Source organism: Streptomyces sp. NPDC051136 (assembly GCF_044455745.1).
Classification (GTDB): domain Bacteria; phylum Actinomycetota; class Actinomycetes; order Streptomycetales; family Streptomycetaceae; genus Streptomyces.
In genome coordinates, this window is record NZ_JBITFE010000001.1 from 1005304 (window position 1) to 1023683 (window position 18380).

Genomic DNA, 18380 nt, shown 5'->3' on the forward strand with positions numbered 1-18380 from the left:
CCGGGCCGGCGCCCCCGTCAGCCCTTGGGCGGGGTGTACAGACCCTCTGCGGTGATGTGCGCCAGCACCGTGTCCAGGGTGAAGGAGGACTTGCCGAAGGTGTGCGTGAACCGGTCCAGCAGTTCCTGCGTGGGCCGCAGCGGCACCTCGGCGACCTTGACCCTCATCGGCTTGCCCGGCGCCACGCTCTGTGTCGTCAGCCGGCCTTCGGCCAGGCCGGGCCGGAACACCGGGGCGTGCCGGATCTCGGCACCGTTGGCCACGTACGTGCCCGACACCTCCCCGTTGTGGAGGAAGCCCTCCAGCTCCTCCACGTGGAAGCTGGCCCTGGGGGTACGGAAGACGACCCCGCCGTCCAGCCGTCCGGCACCGCTGGCCCGCTGCAGGTCGGCCAGGGACGGATAGCCCTCACTGGGCCGCAGCGGGAACCGGATCGCCGTGCCGTGGGCGTCCTTGACCAGCCGGGCCGGAGCCACCGGCTTCACCACCACCTCTTCGCGATCCAGCACCGCCTGGCCTTGCGGGGTCCAGCGGACCTCGACCCAGCCGTCCGAGACCGTGCCCAGCCTCCCGGCTGCGGCCTCATCCGGCGCTCCGGCCTCGGATGCTGCGGCGTCGGGCACCGCACTGGTGAACGAGGCCAGCAGGGGCAGTGCCAGGCCCGCTCCCACCACCGATCGTCGCTTCGCGCTCATTGAACCGTCCTCTCTCGGACCGCAGGGTCACGGCCCACAAAGATCAACGGACGACACGGGGCCCGGCAGACGGGCACGCCCGGGAATCACCCGAAAGTAGGGTGCGACTAGGCGGTTTCGTTTGGATCAGCGAGCGGACCAGGCGGTGGGGGTCCGAGCCCAGACGGCCTGAACATGTATGTAGAGACCACCAGGGCTGGAGATGCCATGGTCACCGAGGCTCGATTCTGCGCGGCGGACTGGCAAGACCATTGACAGAGGTCTGATGGATTGCCTGGACGGGCCCGCCGAGGAGCGTTCGGTCTCGCTTGGAGAAGTCACGAGACAGGGGCACGAGCGTATACGAGGCACGGAGGCCGTGCCCTCGTGCAGGCTCCCTGCCTATAGGTCTCCTAAACCTCGATGGCGCACGCTCAAACTTCGTTGACACAGGACACGTTCCGTACGTTTTTCGGACTGCGACCTCTTTGCGTGTCCTCTCTCTGGACCGGTCGTTCAGCCAGGGTGGATTGATCACGGGCGAGCGCCCCTGATGAAAGGTGGACCCTGATGAAGAAGCTGAAGGCTACGGCTGCGCTGTGCGGCGCCATCGCCGCTGTCAGTATTGGCGCGCCGGCGTTCGCCGACGACGATGCTCCTGCCTCACCGTCAGCCGCCGCGCTGGTGGAGAGCTTCGGGGGGGTGGGCAGGGTAGACGGCACCCTGCTCTCAAGCTCCCCGTCGGCCTTCACCGCGCTGGGCGGCCTGGGCGGGGTGGCCCCCGCCCTGGGTACCGACGCGGAGAAGGGGGCGGAACTGGGGAAGTACGCGTTCCTGAACGACGTCGTAGACAGTGGCGAAGGGCCCGTGGCGAGGCCGGACAACGATCCGGGGCGCGAGAAGGCGGAGAAGGAGGCCCGGGAGAACGCAAATAACCCGGCAATTGGGTCGGCAGACGCGAACCTTGCCGCCTGGTTCAAGAAGCGTGATGGGAAGACGGCGAAGGATCTCACGGACTCGCAGTACCTGGGCCTCAACCCCATCATGCCGGGCTACTAGCCCGGCCCGGTACGCGGCCGGGCCCACAGCGTCTTCACGCAGGGCTCGCGTGTTGGTGAAGGTGTCTACGTGAGGCTGGTTCATTCGGCGGCGTTGAGTGGAAGCACCCGCTACGAAAAGCGACGCTTGGGTGTGCCGCGTCTTGTAGACAGCCGACCTGAGGAGATCCGATGCCTGACCAGATCGTGCATGTGACCGATGCGTCGTTCGAGGGGGAAGTGCTCAAGTCGGACCGGCCCGTGCTGGTGGATTTCTGGGCGGTGTGGTGTGGCCCGTGCAAGGTGATCGCTCCGCTTCTCGAAGAGGTGGCCGGGGACTACGGCGGCAGGCTCAAGGTGGCAAAGATCAACGTGGACGAGAACCAGGCGACGTCGGCGACGTACGGCGTCCGAAGTATCCCCACCCTCATGCTGTTCAAGGACGGTGCCGGGGCGGGGACCAAGGTCGGTGCGATGTCGAAGTCCCAGCTCACCGCGTTTGTCGACGCCCACCTCTAACCGTTGCAGGTCGCGTGTCCGGCTGCTTCCGATCAGACCGCTGAAAACGCCGTAGTGGTCCCATTTCCTTGGCAATCGGTCCCTGTTCAGGCTCAGAGGGCAGCCCCCATTCCGCTGGTCACCGAGTCGAACACCTCCGCACGCACCTGCCCCGGCGATCAGATCGGCCCGTGCACCGCGTGCCGCCGGAGCACACCCACACGTACGGGGTCGGGGCCCGCTCGCCGCTGTGCGAGTACTGCGACGCCAAGGCTGCTACTCCTTGTCTTTCACGTGGGGCTCGACGTTCGGCTCGCCACCTTCTGGAGTCGTTGCAGTGTCCGAGCCCTCGACGGTGGCCGTCGACTCGTCATCCGCAGAGGTGCCCGTGGCGATAGGCGAGGAGGTCGGCACCGGCAGGCCGAAACCGCCGGGACGGAGCGGGCGAGGGAGGGAAGGACCGCCTGTTGGTTTTCGTGCAGGGGCCTCGGTAATCAACGAACTCGTTCGATCACTCCAGGGGTGCATGAGAGCGCCCGCGGTGCCGACGGGGATCGTCTGCGACGGGCCAGCATGGGCATGGGCTGGGGGCCTGGCCTAGGAGGTCGAGGACGGCTTGCGGCCCGTGGGCGGCTCGGGCGGCACGCCGTCCTCGTCGAGGTCCCAGGCCATCTCGCCGGCCACGGTGCGACGGGGGCCGGGGGCTTCGACGGCGCCGCGAACCAGGAGCAGGCCGTGGTGGAAGATCGTGTGCGCGCACCGCTCGTGGGAGTCCTCGAAGAAGGCCAGGTAGACGAGGCCGGAGCCGTCTTCGAGGCGGACGAAGGCGGTGCGTTTCCCGGATGCGATCGGCGGGGTCTGGGTGGACGCTCGGACCCCGGCGACAAGGGACCCGCTGGCCGGGGATGCATCGCGCGCAGGTGCTTGGCGTTGGTGGCGCCGATCTCGCGCAGCAGCCGGTTGTGGTCCTCCGTCAGGTGCCGTGAGCCGACCGGAAGATGGACAATTCGCGCACGAAGGCCTATGTCAAGGCTCTCGTGCGGGGTGCCACGGAGCAGGAAGCGGTCACCGCGGGCGAGCGCGGGCCGCGCGGCACCGGCGGCGCGCCCGACGGTCCCTGCTCTCTTCGTGACCCGGGCGGCGCTCGGCGCCGCCCCTCACCCCTGCCTGTGGGCGGCGCCTCAGCTGGCGGGGCCGAACTGCCGAACAAGGGCCTGCTTGTCGACCTTGCCGACGGGGGTGAGCGGCAGGCAGGCCAGGAAATGGACCCGGTCCGGGACCAGATGGTCCTGGCCGAGCTCGGACCGTACGTGGGCGCGAAGGTGCTGTTCGTCGAGCGGTCCGTCGGCCGCGGTGACGGCGGCGTGGATGCGGTCGCCGTCGACCTGGGGGTCGGGGACGGCGCAGACCGCTGCGGCCCGCACTCCGGGGCAGGTGAGCAGGGCCTCCTCGATGATCCGGGGGTAGACATGGGTGCCGGTCGCGTGATGGGTGATGAGTTCCTTCACGCGACCGTCGAGGGTGAGGTAGCCGTCCGCGCTGATCCGGCCCAGGTCTCCGGTGCGCAGCCATCCCCGCTCGACGGGGTCCCCGCACCGCGCCGGGCTCAGGTAGCCCTCCATCATCGCGGGGCCGGTGACCCAGACCTCGCCGCTCTCACCGGTGGGTACCGCCGCTCCGCTCGGGTCCCGGACGGCGATGCGGGCGCAGCCCGCCGCACGGCCCACGGAGTACCGGATGTCCGGATCGTCGCTGAGGTGGTCCTCGGGTGACAGCAGAGTGATCAGGCCCGCCTCCGTTGCGCCGTAGGCCTGGCGGATGACGGGCCCGAACCGCTCCAGAGCCTGCTCCACCCGCCTGCGGTCGCTGGGCGCCGCCCCGTAGGTGACGGAGCGAAGGGTGGAGAGGTCCGCGTCGGCGCAGCCCGGCGCGTCGAGCAGCTGGGACATCTGTGGCGGGGTGAACACCATATGGGTGATGGCTTCGGCCGGCACCAGGCGCAGGAGGGCGGCGGCATCGAAGCCTTCGTGCAGTACGAGTGTGCCGCCGCTCGTCAGCGTGGGCAGGCAGATGTACCAGCTGAGGTGGGACATGTCGCCGAAGACCAGGGACCGCCGGGGCTCCTCTTGCGGAGCGGGGTCCTCGCCCGCGGCGGTCAGGGAGTCGATGAGGGCGTGGGTGTGCACGACGCCCTTGGGAACTCCGGTCGTTCCGCCCGTGCCCAGCAGGAGACGCACGGCGGACGCCGGCGCCTGGGGCACGGGCGGACCGCCGTCATCAGGGAACCGGAAGGTGTCCGGGGTGGAGTGGTCCATGGCCTCGGCCTGGACACCGGGGACGCTGGAGGCAAGCGCTTTTGCCGCGGCAGCTTCCCGCACGTCGAAGAGGAGCCGCACCGCCCCGGTCTCGCGCAGGAAGGTCTCCTGACCGGCCCTGGCCGCGTCCCTCGGAATGTGGGCGACCGGCCGGCCCGCCATGTGGCACGCGAGGTGGGCAATGAGTGCCTGCGGCTGGTTGCGCGAGAGCACCGCGACCGCGCCCTGCTCCGCGCCCAACTGCGTGGCGAGGTGGGCGGTCCTTCTGGCCAGCGTCCCGAACGAGATCCGCTGTCCGTGGTGGACGAGCGCCTCACGATCCGCCCAGTCAGTGGCGGCGGCCTGCAGCAACTTCACGGCATAGTTCACCAGAGCCCCCTTCCCGCCCACGTCCTCTCTTCTGTCTGGCTCGGGAAATGTCCACCGAAGGGATCACAGTGCCGTCAACGGCTCTGCGGGACCATCACCTCAAAGGGGCGTTGCTGCAGGGTGGTCGGCCAGATGATGAGAAGGCCAACGACCGCGACGGCAACGGCTCCATCACGATCAACCAACGCACCCACGATGTCCGGCCGCTGGGGTCCGAGGAGCGGCCCGTAAAACACCGCGGCTTCATCCATCGGATGGAGCGCTACTACACCGCCCACGCCCGGGCCCTGCTGCACATGAGACCAGTGAGGGCCGCACCACTCGGGTGCGGCCCTCACTGCCTGGCCCGGCGGGTCAGGCGCGATCCGGTGTGCCGAGAGCGCGGCCGAGTTTCGACACCACAGCGGCGAGCGCGATCAGGGCGGGCGGGCGCGGGTGCGGGGCGTCGGGGCCGACTATTTCAAGGGGGGCAGCGTGTGCGACGAGGTGTGGATCAACCGGTGACCCGCCGGCGCACCATGTGCACACGGCCGCGGCGAGATCTTCGACGGCCTGGACTACTGCGGTTGCGTCGAATTGGTCCGGGGCCTCGGCCAACAGTCGTCCGGCAAAGTGGTACAGGCCCGGCAGGTGTCTCCAGGCGGCGGCGGCCCGCTGGGCCGGCGAAGGCAGTCGGTCACTGCCGACGCTGGGCGGGGTGGGGGCGAGTGCGGCCGAGGCGAGGTCGTCGACGAGGGGCCGGGGGCCCGGACGGGTACTGAGCCGGATGGTGGCGGTCATGGTCCGGGTGGCGTCCGGTGCCGGGACGGCGTGCACAGGACGCCGTCGGGCCCGGCCGGTGCCGGGATGGTCACGCGCAGGGTGATGCGAGCGGACTCGATGCTGTAGAGGGGCCATCCGTGGAGGTCGGCCAGGGCGATGTGCCGGGCGCTGCGCATCGTGCCGGCGGCGGCCGCCATCTGAACGACAGGCTGCGGCTGTCCGTCGTCGCCGGCCGTGAGCAGCGTCCGGGCCGCGCTCGCCAGTCCGGCGCCGACCGCGGCGACGTGCCCGTCCAGCACGGTGCGGCAGGCCTGGGCGAGCAGCGCGGCAAGGGGCCCGGCCTGGGCCGGGCCGTCCACTCCTTCCGTGGGGAGCACGGGCGCCCGGCCGGTGCCGACGTCGTCCGCACGTCTCACGAACTGCTCTTCACGTCGGCGACCTCGGTGATCGGCTGCGTTTCGGGGTCGATGAGGTGTGTCCAGAACTGGCGGGCCGCCTTGTTGTAGGCCCGAGCGGCCGGGTTCCACACGGCCGGTTGGATCTGCGACGTGCTGGGTGGGCGGCTCACGCGCCAGTTGGCCTGGTCAATACTCCAGTTGAAGTATGCGAAATCTTGGTTGACGTCCTTCATGGCGTTGTCCGGGATCCGTTCTCCGAGCTGCAAAGCTTCTTTGGCGGCATTCCATGCGTCTTGTGCGCGTTGACGGGCCGTGATCATCTCGTCGAGGGGGTTCTTCGGGAAGTCATAGAGATCCCTGAGCTGATTCGCCGGCTCGTCAAGTGCTGTCAGCGATCGCGTGCACGCCTCGAACTCTTCGCTGCTCATCCTGCTGCCGGCGCGGAAGTCGACCGGCACCGTGCCGCGTACCAGCGCGTCCCACACCTCGTTGGCGGCTTCGGCAACAGCATCCTGTGCGGTCCGGGAGGTGGGGCCTTGCACGGACGGAGACCACATTTTCCGAATGTCCGCAGCGGTCTTGTTGTAGCGGTCGAGAGTTTCGGTGACGGACTCCGGCTGCTCGTAGGTGTGCGCGATGCAGCCTTGGAGAACGGCACCTTCGAGCTGGTGAAGCCGCTCAGGCAGACCTTTCAGACCTGGCGCAGCGCTGGTGAGTGCAGCGCGGGCGGTCTTGAATCGGTCGCGCAGTTGCTCGACGGTGGGCGGTCCGAATTCGGCGACCTGTGCGCCGGGCAGGAGGGCCTGCCACACGTTGCTGGCGGCGGCGATGAAGGCCCGCCGCAGAGCAGCCATCTCCTCCGGCTCGGTGTGCCGGTCGATCCAGGTCAGTTTCTGGCATCGGGTGTTCCAGCTCTGGTGGAGCGGGGGGATCTTCTCCGGCAGCCCGTCGCGGAAGGCGCTCACGGCGTCCGTGACAGCCTCCTTCAACTCCCACAGCTGCTGCAGCCACTCCCGTACCCCCACAGCTTTGCCCTTGGAGCCGTCCTGGGCGACGGTGTCGATCAACTCGGTGGCGGCTGCGCGGAACGGCTCTGCCCGCTCCAGTACCAGGTACCAGACACTGTCGCGGTCGCTGACCGCCGCGTCCAGCAACTGGGACAGGCGGCTGCTTGCCAGCAGGTCGCGCTGCTTGAGGGTGGACTCGATGGTCATGACAGCATTCTTGTCCGACTGATGGACAATGCGCCCCTTCAGCTTGGGCATCCTGGCCGCCGTCGGCGATTCACCGCTCGCGGTGAGAGCCTCGGCAGGCCCGGCTTCGATGTCCTGGCTGATCAGGTGCAGACTCATGCTGATCTTGGCGCTGTCGATGCTGATGGACGGCGGATTGATCAGCGACAGCAGTGGCACGGTGGCGTGCACGGTACGCACCTGCGGGCCGTCTTCCGTGGCCTCGGTGTGCTGGTAGGCGAAACGGAACGGCTTCGCGGTGCCGTTCCTCTCAAATCCCAGGTTCTTGACCAGTTCGACTGCTTCCCGCGCGGCCAGGCCCTGCCCGTGGACCACCGCCTCGTACGCCGCGCCAAGCAGCGCGCTGACCGGGACGTCGTCGTCGCTCATCGCTGGTCCCCCGCAGCTCCTGCGGGGACGATGTGATACCGGCCGTTGACCTCGAGCCGCTCCACCGGCCGGTTGCTCACGGTGAACCTGACCTCGTGCACGTGCGTGGCGTCGGCGAGTGCCTGCCGGTCCACGGCGATACGGATGTCTTCCCTGGCCTGGCCGGAAGAGGGAGCGGACGGAGCGACCTGCTCAGTCACGAAGGAGAGGGTGAAGGAAACATCGTCAATGGCCATCTGCGGCTGGATTCCCACACAGTCGCTGTCCGGCTCCTGGGCCGCGCGCACCGCCTGGTCGGCTTCGGCCACGGCCTGCTGCAGACCCTGCATCAGGCCACGCATCGTCAACTCACTCATATCACTCCCTGGTTGGCAAAGCCCCGGACCGTGCCCTCCTCGGCGATGAACAGCGCCCCCGGCAATCGCGAGCCATCCGAACGCGGGGGTAGGCGAGGAGCGGGACCGGGCATGGCAGACAAAAACCCTCATGCGCGACGCGGGGTCCGGATACTGTCTGCAGCCGGGGACGGCACTGGAACCGGGACGATTCAGTGCCGCACCCGGATGTCCGCAGACGAATCCGTGAGGATCCGGCGTCACAGACCGTCAGATCGTCTATGCGCTCTTCTGCTGGACGGTGACGGCCTTGTCGGTCAGCATCGACAAGATCTTCTCCATGCCGCCCGGCATCGGTCCTTGCTCAGCCTCCACATGGACCGACATCGACGCACTCCGGCTGACCGTGTCCGAACTCGAACTGCTCGAGTCGTAGCTGGCCTTGACCGAGGCCGAGATACCCCAGAAGCCGCCACTCGCCGACGCCTCGCCTCCGATGGTCTGCTCGCTCTTTTTGGTCGAGACCGAATCGATCTTCACATTGAAGTCGAGCGTCACCTTGGACAGCTGCAGATAGGGGATCGGCACGACCGCGAGGAGGGGCACCTCGACCTGCGTCACCATCTTCTTCTGCTTGGAGGTGGTGTCGGCTGCCTCGGGCTCCAACGAGGTGTAGGAGAACGCCACCGTTCTGGCGCGCTTGTTCTCGTCGAAGCCGACGTTGTTGATGAACTGCGCGGTCTCGTTCGCGGCCAGCGCGCTGGACCGGATGACCCCCTGCAGCGGTCCGCCGATGATCTGCTCGAACGGCAGCGACAGCTCCGCCCCCAGATCGACCGGCTTGGAGTCCCCCGGGCCCGGCGCGAGCGGCACATCCTGCATGAGCGGGACGTCCGGTACGGACGGCCTGGAGTCCGCGCGGCCGGACCCGCCGGGAGCCGCCTTCCTGGCCGGCGCCTTCGCCGCCGTCGTCTTCTTCCTCGTCGGGCTCGTCTTCTTCGTCTCCGCCATCGGCCACTCCCTCAACCAGGTTCTGGATCTTGAAGTGATCTTCTGCCGGTCCCATTGCACTCATTCACCGACACGCCAGAGCCCTTCGAAAGTCGTACGGGCGCACATCAGGACAAACAGATGCATCGACATGCAACGGCGGGAACGCGGGCGCGAGTACGCGTCAACGATCGACGGGCGAGAAGGGCTCGGCTACAAAGAAGCCGCTTTCACCGCATGATTCCCGACTTCATGACGCAAGGCGGGGACTTCACCCGCGGCAACGGCAACGGCAACGACAACGGCAACGGCAGCAAGAGCATCTACGGCGCGACGTTCGAGGACGAGAACTTCAAACTGAAACACTTAGGCCCGAAGATTCTGTCGATGGCCAACAACGGATAAAACATGAACGGCTCCCAATTCTTCATCACTATGGTGCCGTGCCCCTGGCTGGACGGGAGGCATGTAGTTTTGGAGAAGTCGTACATGCCGAGAGCCTGGCCGTCGTCAAGGAGGTTGGCAGATTTGGCTCCAAGGGCGGTAGAACTTCGAAGAAGCTCAGGATCGACCAGTGAAGAGTGCTGATCCTGGACCGGTGTTGGTGTGTTCCGCGTCGGCTGTCCATCGCCAAGAGGTGAGAGGGGCCAGTACCCCTCGCCCGCTACCGTCGCGCACATACGCCGAGCATTCGAGCGAGGTGTCAGCAACGTCGGCCCAAGGCCCACCGGCAAGGTCGCGGTCAGGGTACGCCTGCCCGCTGTGTTCGCCAATGCGTCCGACACCGAGTGCGAGAGGTTGCGGAGCCTGTTGCGGGGCCGATGGCGGCCAGCACGGCGAGTGCTGGAACGTCCAAGAACGCAGCCGTTGCACCAGTCGGGCCGGGAGCTGTGGGCTCTCGTCGGTGGCGTCACGGCATGCGGCGCGTGCCGGCCGGATACGGAGCTGAGCTACTTCGACGGGTGATCGTGTATCCGCTCGACGAGCCACGCGGCTGGCGCGTGCGATCCGCAACTCTTGTCAGGGGGCGCGACTCGATCTCCATTCGGGTGCGAGGCCGTCGCTCGTCCGTATGTATCGGCTGCGGCAACGATCATTTGACAGAAGTCTGCTCGTAGCTTGGGACTGGGGCGCAGCCGACCGGCCGCGCCTGTCGTTGAAAGAGTCAGGGGCTTCATGAACGACCACGAAGACGCCGACAAGCATGCTGAGTTCAATGAAGAGGACATCCGTACGGTCAGCGTCCAGGGCGAGGTCAGCAGGGAGGAAGCCGTCAAGGCGCTGGTCGCCGCCCAGGGCGACCCAGTTGCGGCCTTGATCGACCTCGGCCGCTGAGCACTAGTAGGGTCACGCTGGTCAGACGACGAGACACGGCGGCACACCACTAGCCGGCGGGTGCCGCCGTGTCTCGGACTGTGCCAGCAGCCCAGCTCTGGCGGAGCCTGCACGACCGCCGCCGCAGCCGGCCGCCCGCAATTCACCAGGGCTGGCACTTGCACATCCACTGGTGCGAGGGCCCGACCTGAGCACGGTACTTGGTCGCCGGGGCCAACTAGGGCCTGTTGCGAAAGTACTGGTCAGTGCACGAGCAGGTCGATCACGCCCGTCAGGTCCTCTTCGCCGCTGGCCTCGGCTAGGCGGCGGCGCATCAGCTGGAAGTAGGGGTTGAGCAGTTCCGGGCTGACTCCCTGCTGCTCGGCGGTGCTCAGGAAGGTCGGCGTGCCGGCGACCTGCATGGCGAGGTTGGAGACGACGCCCTTGGTGTAGTCGCCGGAGCGTAGCTGGTCGGCGGTCTGGTGAACTGCCGGGGCTATCGCGACGAGCCAGTCGGCGAGCAGCGGGGCGAGCGCCGCGGGGTCGATGTCCTCCTTGCGGATTAGGGCGAAGGCGTGCGCGGCCCCGGCGAACATCCCGTACATGGCACTGAGCAGGGCCACGTCGTGCAGGGCCGCGAAGCCCGCGTCCTCGCCGACGTAGGTGGTGCCGGCCGGGATGGCCAGGGTCTGCTGGTGCCGCTCGAACAGCTCCCGCGAGCCGCTGTAGAAGACGTAGCCGCCGGCTTCCGGGACGCCGATCATCGGAGGGACGGCCATGATCCCGCCGTCCAGGTAACGGGCGCCGCGCTCGCGGGCCCACTCGGCACGGGCGCGGGCCTGGGCTGGTGTGCTGGTGGTCAGGTTGACCAGGTCCCTGTCGGATAGGTCGGTGCCGGCCAGCACCTCGTCGACCGACGTGTCGTCCAACAGACAGACGACGACCAGGGTGTTCGCCGCGACCGCCTCAGCGGCGCTGTCGGCGGCCCGTGCCCCCGCGGCGGTGAGTGCCGCGGCGCGGGCCGGGGTGCGGTTCCAGACGGTGAGTGGGTGTCCGGCGGCAAGCCAGGTATGGGCCAGCGCGGTGCCCATCGCGCCGAGGCCCAGCAGCGTGACGGAAGTCTTCTCAACAGTGTTCTGTGTCATGCCGATTAGGCTGGTCGCAGACTCGGAGGTGATCAAGTACCCACTTGGTAGTGGGTGGTTACCCCGGGGTGAGCGAGCAGGTCAGAGGGGTGGGGCATGACGACGCTGAACCGGCCAGGTGCACCAGACGGACACGTCTGCGGGATCGACGCCGCGATGGAGGTGATCGGCGGCAAGTGGAAGGTCCTGATCCTCTGGGCGCTCCACGAGCACCCCGACCGCCGCTTCGGCGAGCTACGTCGACTGCTTCCCGGCATCACCGAGAAGGTGCTGGCCTCCCACTTGCGTGAGCTGGAAGCGGACGGCGTCGTGCACCGCGTCTCCTACGACGAGGTGCCGCCCCGCGTCGAGTACTCGCTCACCGAGGACGGCATGCGCCTCAACGACGCACTCCAGCCACTGGCCGCCTGGGGCCGCGAGCGGCCGACCACTCGAGGGCTGGAAGAGAGGGCACGCTAGGGTCCGTGGTGCACGTTCTGGTCACAGCCACTCGTTGCTGGCCGCGACCAGCACGGTGGCCTCGTAGCGGACGGCGAGTTCGTCGTATCGAGTGGCCACCGCCCGGTTGCGTTTGAGCCGGTTGATCCCGCGCTCGACCGCATGCCGAGCCTTGTAGTCCTGCGGGTCGAACTGCGGCGGCCGACCGCCTCGGGAGCCGAGCTTCTGCCGGTTACGCGCGTGGTCGGCCTTGTCCGGGATGGTGCCGCGGATCCCACGTCGGCGCAGATAGGCGCGATTCTCGCGGGAGGTGTACGCCTTGTCGGCCCTCACCCGATCAGGGCGGACGCGCGGTTGCCCCGGCCCTCTGCGGGGCACGCGAACCTTCTCCAGCACAAGCTCGAACTGCGGCGAGTCACCCCGCTGCCCGGTCGTAACCACGGTCGCCGTGGGCTTCTGCCCTTGCTCTACGGCCAAGTGAAGCTTGGTCGTGAACCCGCCACGCGACCTCCCCAGTTTGTGATCACGAGGCTCGGTAAAGATGCCGCCCGGCGGCTCCTTCTGAACGTCGCCCTCCTTGCGGGCCCCGGCCGCATGCTGATGGGCCCGGCACACCGTGGAGTCGACGCTCAGGTCCCACGTGATCGCACCCGTCGCGTCGGCCAGGGACTGGAGCGGCGTGAGGATGCAGTGCCAGGTGCCGTCCCGCTGCCACCGACGGAACAGGTCATACACCCGGCCCCACGGCCCGTACTCGACAGGCAAGTCCCGCCATGGAACACCGGTCCGGGCCCGGAACCGTATGCCGTCGGGTGGTCGCCGCCGGGACCAGACGGGCGGCCTCCCCGCCTTCACCCCCTTCGGCAGCAACGGCTCCAGCACTGTCCACTGCGCATCGCTGAGATCACCCCGGCCCATGAAATGTGATCATTCACGGCTCAAGATCCACTTTCGACACACGGCCTAGTAGCTCCACACCGAAGTTGAACGGACGATCAACGCGCACAAGACCGTCCGGGCAGTGCCACCGGATATGAGAAGCGCGCCCACGTCTTCCACGGCACGGTCACCGGTGCCGCGCTACGACTATGGCTTCGCTGAGGCAACGCAGAATTCGTTGCCCTCCGGGTCGGCCATCACAACGTGGTGTCCGTCGAACTCCTCCAGGACCCTTCCGCCCGCCTTCACCAAGCGCCCGGACTCTGCCTTGACCCGCGCCCACCGCTCCTGGGGGCTGCCGTGCCCAGGCACCCGGACGTCGATGTGGAGCCGGTTCTTTGCCGTCTTGGGCTCCGGGACTTTGAGGATGGACAGGCGGGGGCCGATGCCATCGGGATCGCAGAGCCACGCGCCATCGTCCTCGGTGTCGCCTTCCGGGAGGTCGAACTGCGCAAGCCACTCCGCGCGTGTTGTGAAGGGAGCGGGCGGTGGCTCGTCGACGTAGCCCAGCGCCGTCTTCCAGAACGCGGCAAGGAGCTGTGCATTCGCGCAATCAAGCGTCAGATCGATTTCGGCTGCCATGGCAGGACCGTACTGGGCGCCACTGACAGATGCTTCGTGACCGACGGAGCGGCCATCGCCGGTCCTCCGTGCTCAGCGGGACAGGACCCAGGGCTGTCATGGCAGCAGTATCACGGCCATGCCCGGTCTCAGGACGGCTGCTGCCCTTTCGTCGGCGCGTACTGGGCGATCCTCGCTCCACCCAGGGCACCCTTCTTCTCACTTCGCTAGAACTCTCGTCTTCTGCGACGACGAAGTCGCCCTGATCCGCCGTGACCGGGCTGGCTCCGTCCACTACACCCCGCCAGGTGGCAACGTCAGGGACGGGGAGGACCTCCGCCAGGCCCTAGCACGTGAACTCGCCGAGGACCTCGACCCGGACATCGGCCAGGCCGACGGCGGAGACCTCTTGTGGGTCGTCGACCAGCGTGTCACCCGTCCGGGCCCCACTCCGCCGCCGCGCAAGCTTCACCTGATCTACCGCCTCCACATCACGCCCGGCGTCCGCGCGGGCCTCGCCGAGCAGGAATGGGACGAACTGACGGCAGTCACGAGGCCGGCGCGAGCGAGTGGGTCGACTACCGCGCCGTCGCCGGCCTGCCCCTCTTCCCGCCTATCGGCTGCGCCCTGGCGGCCCTGCCCGACCCCCGCGCCACCGTCCGCGACGCCGCTCTGGACGCTGTCACCGACGAGAACTACACCTGGCTGTAGGGCTCCTGCCCGGCGCCCTGCCATCCCGGCGACGAGGTCGGGGTTTCCGGCCCTTGCACGATCCCGGCCACCGGGTGACTGGCGCTGCTCATCGACGGTCGTCAGCGCCGCGAAACGTCACCTGGGCGGGGTGGTCGGCCTACCACTGCTCGCCTCGGCCCCCCCGACCGTCCCTGTGGAATGTGGTCGCCCTCGACCAGCGCTTGCCTCTCAGCACCTGAGCGACCCGGGCTTTTGCGTGAGTCACTTGCAAGCGCCTGGCCGCGGGGATCGGAGGCTTGTGATGCCACGGCGAATCAACCCCTTTGACTACACTGTTCCGTGTTGGGGTCCTGATGGACCTTCCACGCAGGGCGTGAGCACCAGGTTGCGTCGATGGCGGTCCACCCACCGGAGTCGCCGCCGATGTTGTACATCGATGCTGGTGGTGAGTGACGGCGCGCAGGTGGTGGCGCGGCAACCGACGAAACCGGAGATGAGGACGTCGAGTCCCGTAGCCCGACAGCGGCCCCTCGGCAACCGTTTCGGCTCAACGGGGGCCATCTCTGTAGGTCCCGAGCGGGGCCGTCGGGTGCAGCGTGGGGGAGCGTCGTGGGGCGTGGGGGTCGAAGGGCAGCGAAGGGCTTCGGCGACTTCCTGATCGACACGGTGGGAGAAGCCGTCGCTGAGATGATCCTCAGCCTGCTCGCCTGCATCCTGCTGGGCTGCCTGGCCCTGATCGTTTACCTGAGCTGGTCCGCGAGTCCACGCTTGACCATCGCGGGGGCCGGGCTGCTCAGTTGTATCCTCACCCACGGCGTCTGGCAGACCTTCCGCAGGCCTGCGAAGGCCCTCAGTCGGGGCCTTGCCGCCCTGACCGCTGCCGTCTTCACCGGAGCCGCCGCGACAGCTCTGTTCCTGCTGCTCTACGTCCCGGGTTGTGGCTGCCTGCGAGGCCCTCGTCCCCACTGCCGGTGTCACCGCCGTGATCAATCGCCTGCTTCGTGTACCTAGCAGGCCTCGAGCCCGGACCCAACCAAGGTCCGGGGCTCGCTCGCGTACCCGCAGGGGGTCGGAGGCCGAGACGGCTACCCTGCCAGCGAGAGGCACGCAGTGCTCCCGACGTCAGACCTGCGTGGGAACGTGGCATGCGAACAAACACGTGACACAAGGGGGATTGATGGCGGCGGGAAATGACGGCTGGGTCGGCATGGGCCATGACTGGACGGACGTGGCCGATATCCGCCGTCGTCTTGACGGAGGCGCGGATCCGGAGTGGTGGTGCGGGAGACGCCCCCTGCACCGCGCGGCGGTGGCCGGGTCCCCGGAGGTCGTCGCCGAGCTGGCCGGCCGGGTCGAGGACGTGGATGCGACGGAGAACGGCGTGACGGCACTGTGGGAGGCCGTCGTCGATCGGAAACCGGACAACGCCCGGGCACTCGCCGCTGCCGGAGCCGACCCGTGGCGTCCCTCGCTCGGAGGCTGGTCACCGGGAAGGCTGGGCCTGGCCGGCCCGACACCGGACCTGTTCCCCGTTCCGGAAGGCGAGTGCCTGACCGACGCGGAGCGTGCGGTGGTGCAGGAAGCCCGTCGGCTCACTGCAGCACTGGGCACCTTCTACTACTACGGCCTCGGGATGGCCTGCGTCGCCGGCATCGACGCAGTCGAGGCGATGCGCCGTCTGCAGACGGCGCCGGTGGCGGACGATGTCATCGACGTACTGCTGGAAGACCCGTGTGGCTACGACGCCGAGGAGAGCCTGCGGATCGTCGGCGTCACGTCGGTGCCGGGTGGCTGCGTGGTCACCCAGCCCTGGGGGTACGCACCGCAGATGCCGGGCGTGCTGACCCGCTTGTCCACCGGCACCCTCTGCTACGGCCTGTACGCCAATCCCAAGAGCGGCAGTCAGGGCAGCATCGCCCGGCACGGAACGATCGAGGGCGCTGACCTGCACCCCGGCGGGGGACCGATCGAGAGCGACACCACCGCAGAGGTGCTGGCCTCCTACCTCTACCAGTACAACGCCGTCGCCTACGCCTGTGCCTTCGCAGGACTGCGCCCCGCCGACAGGCGCGCCGTGGTCGGACCGCCCGATGCGTGGGTCGAGCTACCCCGCCGCGATTACTGGAGCCGCTGAACCAGAGGAGATCTGTCGTGACTGTGGGAGAGAGCTGAGTCGCGGTCGTCGACCTGTGTATACGGTGTTGGCGGTTGGGGCAGGAGCGGTTGCGCTGGGCGTCGCGGTGGTTCCTGGCAGCTGGTGTTCTGCTGGCAATGGAGGCACAGGGCTGGATCTACTGGCGCAGGACCAGGGGCCTTCGGGCTCAGGCCATCAAGCGTCCTGTGGAACAAGGCGCAAGAACGTTGGGCCGTCAGAACGTGGCGATCGGGTTGACCGGGCTGCCGGACGTGCCGGCCTCCCGGGCTCGACAAGGACCGCTACAGGAAGCGCAACACCGTCGAGCGCGCGATCAACAAGCTGAAGCAGTTCAGAGCTGTTGCAACCCGCCACGACAAGCGGGGATACGTCTTCCTCGGCACCGTCACCGCCGCGGCACTCCTGATCTGGCTACGCTCGTGACCGGAGGCATGTCCGACTGCCACCCGCACCGTCCCATGTGGACCAAGAGTCGACGTAGTAGGGCCAAAACAGGTTGCGACCGGGCACATGATCGGCTTGGGTGCGTGCTCGTGACTGCATTGAACGATCTCGTATGTCCGGACCGCTATCCACGCTCCTCTCGGTATGACCCCGCCTGGTTGCTCGATCTCGACATGGGGCCGAACCCGCTCTGGCTGCTGGAAGACCTCGCCCACGATCTTGACCTGCGCCCGGGCATGCGGATTCTCGACCTCGGCTCCGGCAAGGGCGCCACGTCGGTGTTCCTGGCCCGCGAGTACGGAGCCAAGGTCGTCGCGGCCGACCTATGGATCGCCCCCGAACAGGCGGCAGCGGTCTTCGCCGAGGCGGGTGTCGGTGACCAGGTGGAGGCCGTGCGAGCGGAGGCGCACGCCCTGCCGTTCGAGGAGCAGAGCTTCGACGCGATCGTCAGCGTGGACGCCTTCGAGTACTTCGGTACGGCGGACAACTTCCTGCCCTACCTGCTGCGCTTCCTCCGGCCCGGAGGACAGCTGGGCATGGCGACCCCCGCCATGACACAGGAGGTCCGTGAACTTGGGGTGATCCCGCCCCACATCAAGAAGGTGGTCGGCTGGGAAGCGATCGCCTGGCACACGGCGGAGTGGTGGCGCTTCCAGTGGGACATCACCGAGTTGGTCAAGGTCACATCCGCGCGGCTGCAGCAGAACGCCTGGCAGGACTGGCTGCTGTGGGCCCGGGCCGGCGCTGAACATCATCCTGACGGCCAGAGGGCGAACCAGCACATTATCGACATGCTCACCGCAGACCGCGGGGAATTCCTCTCCTTTGCTCTGGTGACCGCACATAAGAACTGAGCAGACGCCACGTCGACGGTCCGTATCTCCGGTCGTGATCGGAGAGACAGAACCTAGCGCCGGAGTCCCGAGCAGGTGCAGGGAGAGGAACGAACAGCGCCCGTCACGACTACGTGTCTGGTACCAGCTGTACGGGACGTACCCCCAGACGGCGTGTCCCGGTTCGGTGAGTGAGTCGTCGTTGGCCCGGACGGACTTCGACGGGGGATGGGGAGCTGCGCAGCAGGGCGGGGCGGGTCTCGGTATCAGGGGCTGCTGAGGTGGCCGGGTGGGCCGAGGGGCCGTGCGGGTGGAGGTAGCAGCGCAGCCGGACGCCCGGCTGGCCTGGGCGTGTGTCTCCCCACGGAGGTCGTGGCTCTTCTACGGAGGTCGTGGCCCACTGGGCGGCCAGGGCCGGGTGGCAGGTGAAGGCGGTTTCGTTTTCGGCTGCTGCGAGGCCGATTTCTCCAAGCCGGGCGGGTGTCAGGGCCGGCGTCCACGCGTGCACCATGAAGGCCAACGACCGCGACGGCTACCTCACCCACCAGGGCTGACCCGCCCCGCCTTTGCTCGCGTGATCAGCCGCCGAGGGGGCCGGGGCCGGGGCCAGCCGGCCGTCAGGCTCCGGGTTGCGTCAGGGCTTCAGCTTGCCCTTGGACTTCTCCTTGGCGTCCCGGGCCTCACCCCGTGCCTGGAGCGCGGCGCCCTTGGCCGCGGTGGTGTCGTCGCCGACCGCGTGCGCCGTCTTCCTGACCGCCTTGCCGACGATCTTCTCGGTCTTCGCCTTGGCCTTCTGTCCTGCGCTCACGATGTTCCTCCCGTAGGCGGCGTTCGACTGTGCCGTCCGCTTGCCCGGAC

General features: G+C 68.1%; 19 protein-coding genes and 3 pseudogenes. 10 read left to right on the forward strand and 12 right to left on the reverse strand.

All coding sequences use genetic code 11. The annotated features are described in order from the left end of the window. Positions 1-17 precede the first annotated feature (17 nt). Positions 18-695, reverse strand: a complete 678-nt coding sequence (locus ACIBCJ_RS04505; RefSeq protein ID WP_365978505.1) for a hypothetical protein — start codon at positions 693-695, stop codon at positions 18-20. A 549-nt stretch (positions 696-1244) separates the two neighbouring features. On the opposite strand from ACIBCJ_RS04505, the gene ACIBCJ_RS04510 reads away from it, so the two are divergent. Both ACIBCJ_RS04510 and trxA read left to right on the forward strand, forming a co-directional pair. Next, on the forward strand, positions 1245-1733 hold the full coding sequence (locus ACIBCJ_RS04510; protein ID WP_362103471.1) for a hypothetical protein: 489 nt from the start codon (positions 1245-1247) through the stop codon (positions 1731-1733). Positions 1734-1903: 170 nt separating this feature from the next. Beyond that, entirely contained in the window at positions 1904-2230 is a 327-nt protein-coding gene (gene trxA, locus ACIBCJ_RS04515; protein ID WP_362103472.1) for a thioredoxin TrxA, read from the forward strand. A gap of 1160 nt (positions 2231-3390) precedes the next feature. On the opposite strand, the gene ACIBCJ_RS04520 is transcribed toward trxA, so the two are convergent. From ACIBCJ_RS04520 to ACIBCJ_RS04545, 6 genes are all read right to left on the reverse strand, one after another. Further along, complete coding sequence (locus ACIBCJ_RS04520; protein WP_365978504.1) at positions 3391-4893, reverse strand: long-chain fatty acid--CoA ligase; 1503 nt, start codon at positions 4891-4893, stop codon at positions 3391-3393. Between the two features lie 74 nt (positions 4894-4967). Then, complete coding sequence (locus ACIBCJ_RS04525; RefSeq protein ID WP_365978503.1) at positions 4968-5144, reverse strand: hypothetical protein; 177 nt, start codon at positions 5142-5144, stop codon at positions 4968-4970. A 525-nt stretch (positions 5145-5669) separates the two neighbouring features. After that, complete coding sequence (locus tag ACIBCJ_RS04530; protein ID WP_365978502.1) at positions 5670-6071, reverse strand: hypothetical protein; 402 nt, start codon at positions 6069-6071, stop codon at positions 5670-5672. Further along, the gene (locus tag ACIBCJ_RS04535; RefSeq protein ID WP_365978501.1) at positions 6068-7675 is read right to left on the reverse strand and encodes a DUF2589 domain-containing protein; all 1608 of its coding nucleotides are present in this window, start codon (positions 7673-7675) and stop codon (positions 6068-6070) included. The genes ACIBCJ_RS04530 and ACIBCJ_RS04535 overlap by 4 nt, the downstream gene beginning before the upstream one ends. Further along, the gene (locus tag ACIBCJ_RS04540; protein ID WP_365978500.1) at positions 7672-8031 is read right to left on the reverse strand and encodes a hypothetical protein; all 360 of its coding nucleotides are present in this window, start codon (positions 8029-8031) and stop codon (positions 7672-7674) included. The genes ACIBCJ_RS04535 and ACIBCJ_RS04540 overlap by 4 nt, the downstream gene beginning before the upstream one ends. A 258-nt stretch (positions 8032-8289) precedes the next feature. Continuing rightward, complete coding sequence (locus ACIBCJ_RS04545; protein WP_365978499.1) at positions 8290-9021, reverse strand: DUF2589 domain-containing protein; 732 nt, start codon at positions 9019-9021, stop codon at positions 8290-8292. Positions 9022-9196: 175 nt separating this feature from the next. On the opposite strand from ACIBCJ_RS04545, the pseudogene ACIBCJ_RS04550 reads away from it, so the two are divergent. Then, positions 9197-9578 (forward strand): annotated as a pseudogene (locus tag ACIBCJ_RS04550) (peptidylprolyl isomerase); the annotation flags it as partial. 598 nt (positions 9579-10176) lie between these two features. Further along, a complete protein-coding gene (locus tag ACIBCJ_RS04555) occupies positions 10177-10335 on the forward strand; it encodes a hypothetical protein (protein WP_365978498.1) in 159 nt (52 codons plus the stop codon). A gap of 242 nt (positions 10336-10577) precedes the next feature. Here ACIBCJ_RS04555 and ACIBCJ_RS04560 read toward each other — a convergent pair whose 3' ends face one another. Further along, the gene (locus tag ACIBCJ_RS04560; protein ID WP_365978497.1) at positions 10578-11459 is read right to left on the reverse strand and encodes an NAD(P)-binding domain-containing protein; all 882 of its coding nucleotides are present in this window, start codon (positions 11457-11459) and stop codon (positions 10578-10580) included. 96 nt (positions 11460-11555) lie between these two features. Here ACIBCJ_RS04560 and ACIBCJ_RS04565 point away from each other — a divergent pair, with 96 nt between their 5' ends. Continuing rightward, on the forward strand, positions 11556-11918 hold the full coding sequence (locus tag ACIBCJ_RS04565; RefSeq protein ID WP_362514283.1) for a helix-turn-helix domain-containing protein: 363 nt from the start codon (positions 11556-11558) through the stop codon (positions 11916-11918). Positions 11919-11939: 21 nt separating this feature from the next. On the opposite strand, the gene ACIBCJ_RS04570 is transcribed toward ACIBCJ_RS04565, so the two are convergent. Then, on the reverse strand, positions 11940-12815 hold the full coding sequence (locus ACIBCJ_RS04570) for an IS5 family transposase (protein WP_365978496.1): 876 nt from the start codon (positions 12813-12815) through the stop codon (positions 11940-11942). A 168-nt stretch (positions 12816-12983) separates the two neighbouring features. Beyond that, a complete protein-coding gene (locus tag ACIBCJ_RS04575; protein WP_365978495.1) occupies positions 12984-13418 on the reverse strand; it encodes a VOC family protein in 435 nt (144 codons plus the stop codon). 118 nt (positions 13419-13536) lie between these two features. Here ACIBCJ_RS04575 and ACIBCJ_RS04580 point away from each other — a divergent pair. The 5 genes and pseudogenes from ACIBCJ_RS04580 to ACIBCJ_RS04600 all read left to right on the forward strand — a co-directional run. Then, positions 13537-13875 (forward strand): annotated as a pseudogene (locus ACIBCJ_RS04580) (NUDIX hydrolase); the annotation flags it as partial. Between the two features lie 50 nt (positions 13876-13925). Continuing rightward, on the forward strand, positions 13926-14108 hold the full coding sequence (locus ACIBCJ_RS04585) for a hypothetical protein (RefSeq protein WP_365978933.1): 183 nt from the start codon (positions 13926-13928) through the stop codon (positions 14106-14108). Positions 14109-15267: 1159 nt separating this feature from the next. Beyond that, positions 15268-16224: an ankyrin repeat domain-containing protein gene (locus ACIBCJ_RS04590; protein WP_365978494.1), complete on the forward strand. Its 957-nt coding sequence runs from the start codon at positions 15268-15270 to the stop codon at positions 16222-16224. Positions 16225-16500: 276 nt separating this feature from the next. Then, positions 16501-16668: pseudogene (locus tag ACIBCJ_RS04595) on the forward strand (IS5/IS1182 family transposase); the annotation flags it as partial. Positions 16669-16862: 194 nt separating this feature from the next. After that, the gene (locus tag ACIBCJ_RS04600) at positions 16863-17543 is read left to right on the forward strand and encodes an SAM-dependent methyltransferase (RefSeq protein WP_399281772.1); all 681 of its coding nucleotides are present in this window, start codon (positions 16863-16865) and stop codon (positions 17541-17543) included. 109 nt (positions 17544-17652) lie between these two features. Here ACIBCJ_RS04600 and ACIBCJ_RS04605 read toward each other — a convergent pair whose 3' ends face one another. After that, entirely contained in the window at positions 17653-18033 is a 381-nt protein-coding gene (locus ACIBCJ_RS04605) for a DUF6207 family protein (protein WP_365978910.1), read from the reverse strand. 123 nt (positions 18034-18156) lie between these two features. Further along, positions 18157-18330, reverse strand: a complete 174-nt coding sequence (locus ACIBCJ_RS04610; RefSeq protein ID WP_362103486.1) for a hypothetical protein — start codon at positions 18328-18330, stop codon at positions 18157-18159. Between the last annotated feature and the right edge of the window lie 50 nt (positions 18331-18380).

Coding starts and splice junctions, on each gene's coding strand:
- ACIBCJ_RS04505 (WP_365978505.1), bottom strand. CDS start 695: ATGAGCGCGAAGCGACGATCGGTGGTGGGAGCGGGCCTGGCACTGCCC.
- ACIBCJ_RS04510 (WP_362103471.1), top strand. CDS start 1,245: ATGAAGAAGCTGAAGGCTACGGCTGCGCTGTGCGGCGCCATCGCCGCT.
- trxA (WP_362103472.1), top strand. CDS start 1,904: ATGCCTGACCAGATCGTGCATGTGACCGATGCGTCGTTCGAGGGGGAA.
- ACIBCJ_RS04525 (WP_365978503.1), bottom strand. CDS start 5,144: ATGGATGAAGCCGCGGTGTTTTACGGGCCGCTCCTCGGACCCCAGCGG.
- ACIBCJ_RS04535 (WP_365978501.1), bottom strand. CDS start 7,675: ATGAGCGACGACGACGTCCCGGTCAGCGCGCTGCTTGGCGCGGCGTAC.
- ACIBCJ_RS04540 (WP_365978500.1), bottom strand. CDS start 8,031: ATGAGTGAGTTGACGATGCGTGGCCTGATGCAGGGTCTGCAGCAGGCC.
- ACIBCJ_RS04545 (WP_365978499.1), bottom strand. CDS start 9,021: ATGGCGGAGACGAAGAAGACGAGCCCGACGAGGAAGAAGACGACGGCG.
- ACIBCJ_RS04555 (WP_365978498.1), top strand. CDS start 10,177: ATGAACGACCACGAAGACGCCGACAAGCATGCTGAGTTCAATGAAGAG.
- ACIBCJ_RS04560 (WP_365978497.1), bottom strand. CDS start 11,459: ATGACACAGAACACTGTTGAGAAGACTTCCGTCACGCTGCTGGGCCTC.
- ACIBCJ_RS04565 (WP_362514283.1), top strand. CDS start 11,556: ATGACGACGCTGAACCGGCCAGGTGCACCAGACGGACACGTCTGCGGG.
- ACIBCJ_RS04570 (WP_365978496.1), bottom strand. CDS start 12,815: ATGGGCCGGGGTGATCTCAGCGATGCGCAGTGGACAGTGCTGGAGCCG.
- ACIBCJ_RS04575 (WP_365978495.1), bottom strand. CDS start 13,418: ATGGCAGCCGAAATCGATCTGACGCTTGATTGCGCGAATGCACAGCTC.
- ACIBCJ_RS04585 (WP_365978933.1), top strand. CDS start 13,926: ATGGGACGAACTGACGGCAGTCACGAGGCCGGCGCGAGCGAGTGGGTC.
- ACIBCJ_RS04590 (WP_365978494.1), top strand. CDS start 15,268: ATGGCGGCGGGAAATGACGGCTGGGTCGGCATGGGCCATGACTGGACG.
- ACIBCJ_RS04600 (WP_399281772.1), top strand. CDS start 16,863: ATGGGGCCGAACCCGCTCTGGCTGCTGGAAGACCTCGCCCACGATCTT.
- ACIBCJ_RS04605 (WP_365978910.1), bottom strand. CDS start 18,033: ATGGTGCACGCGTGGACGCCGGCCCTGACACCCGCCCGGCTTGGAGAA.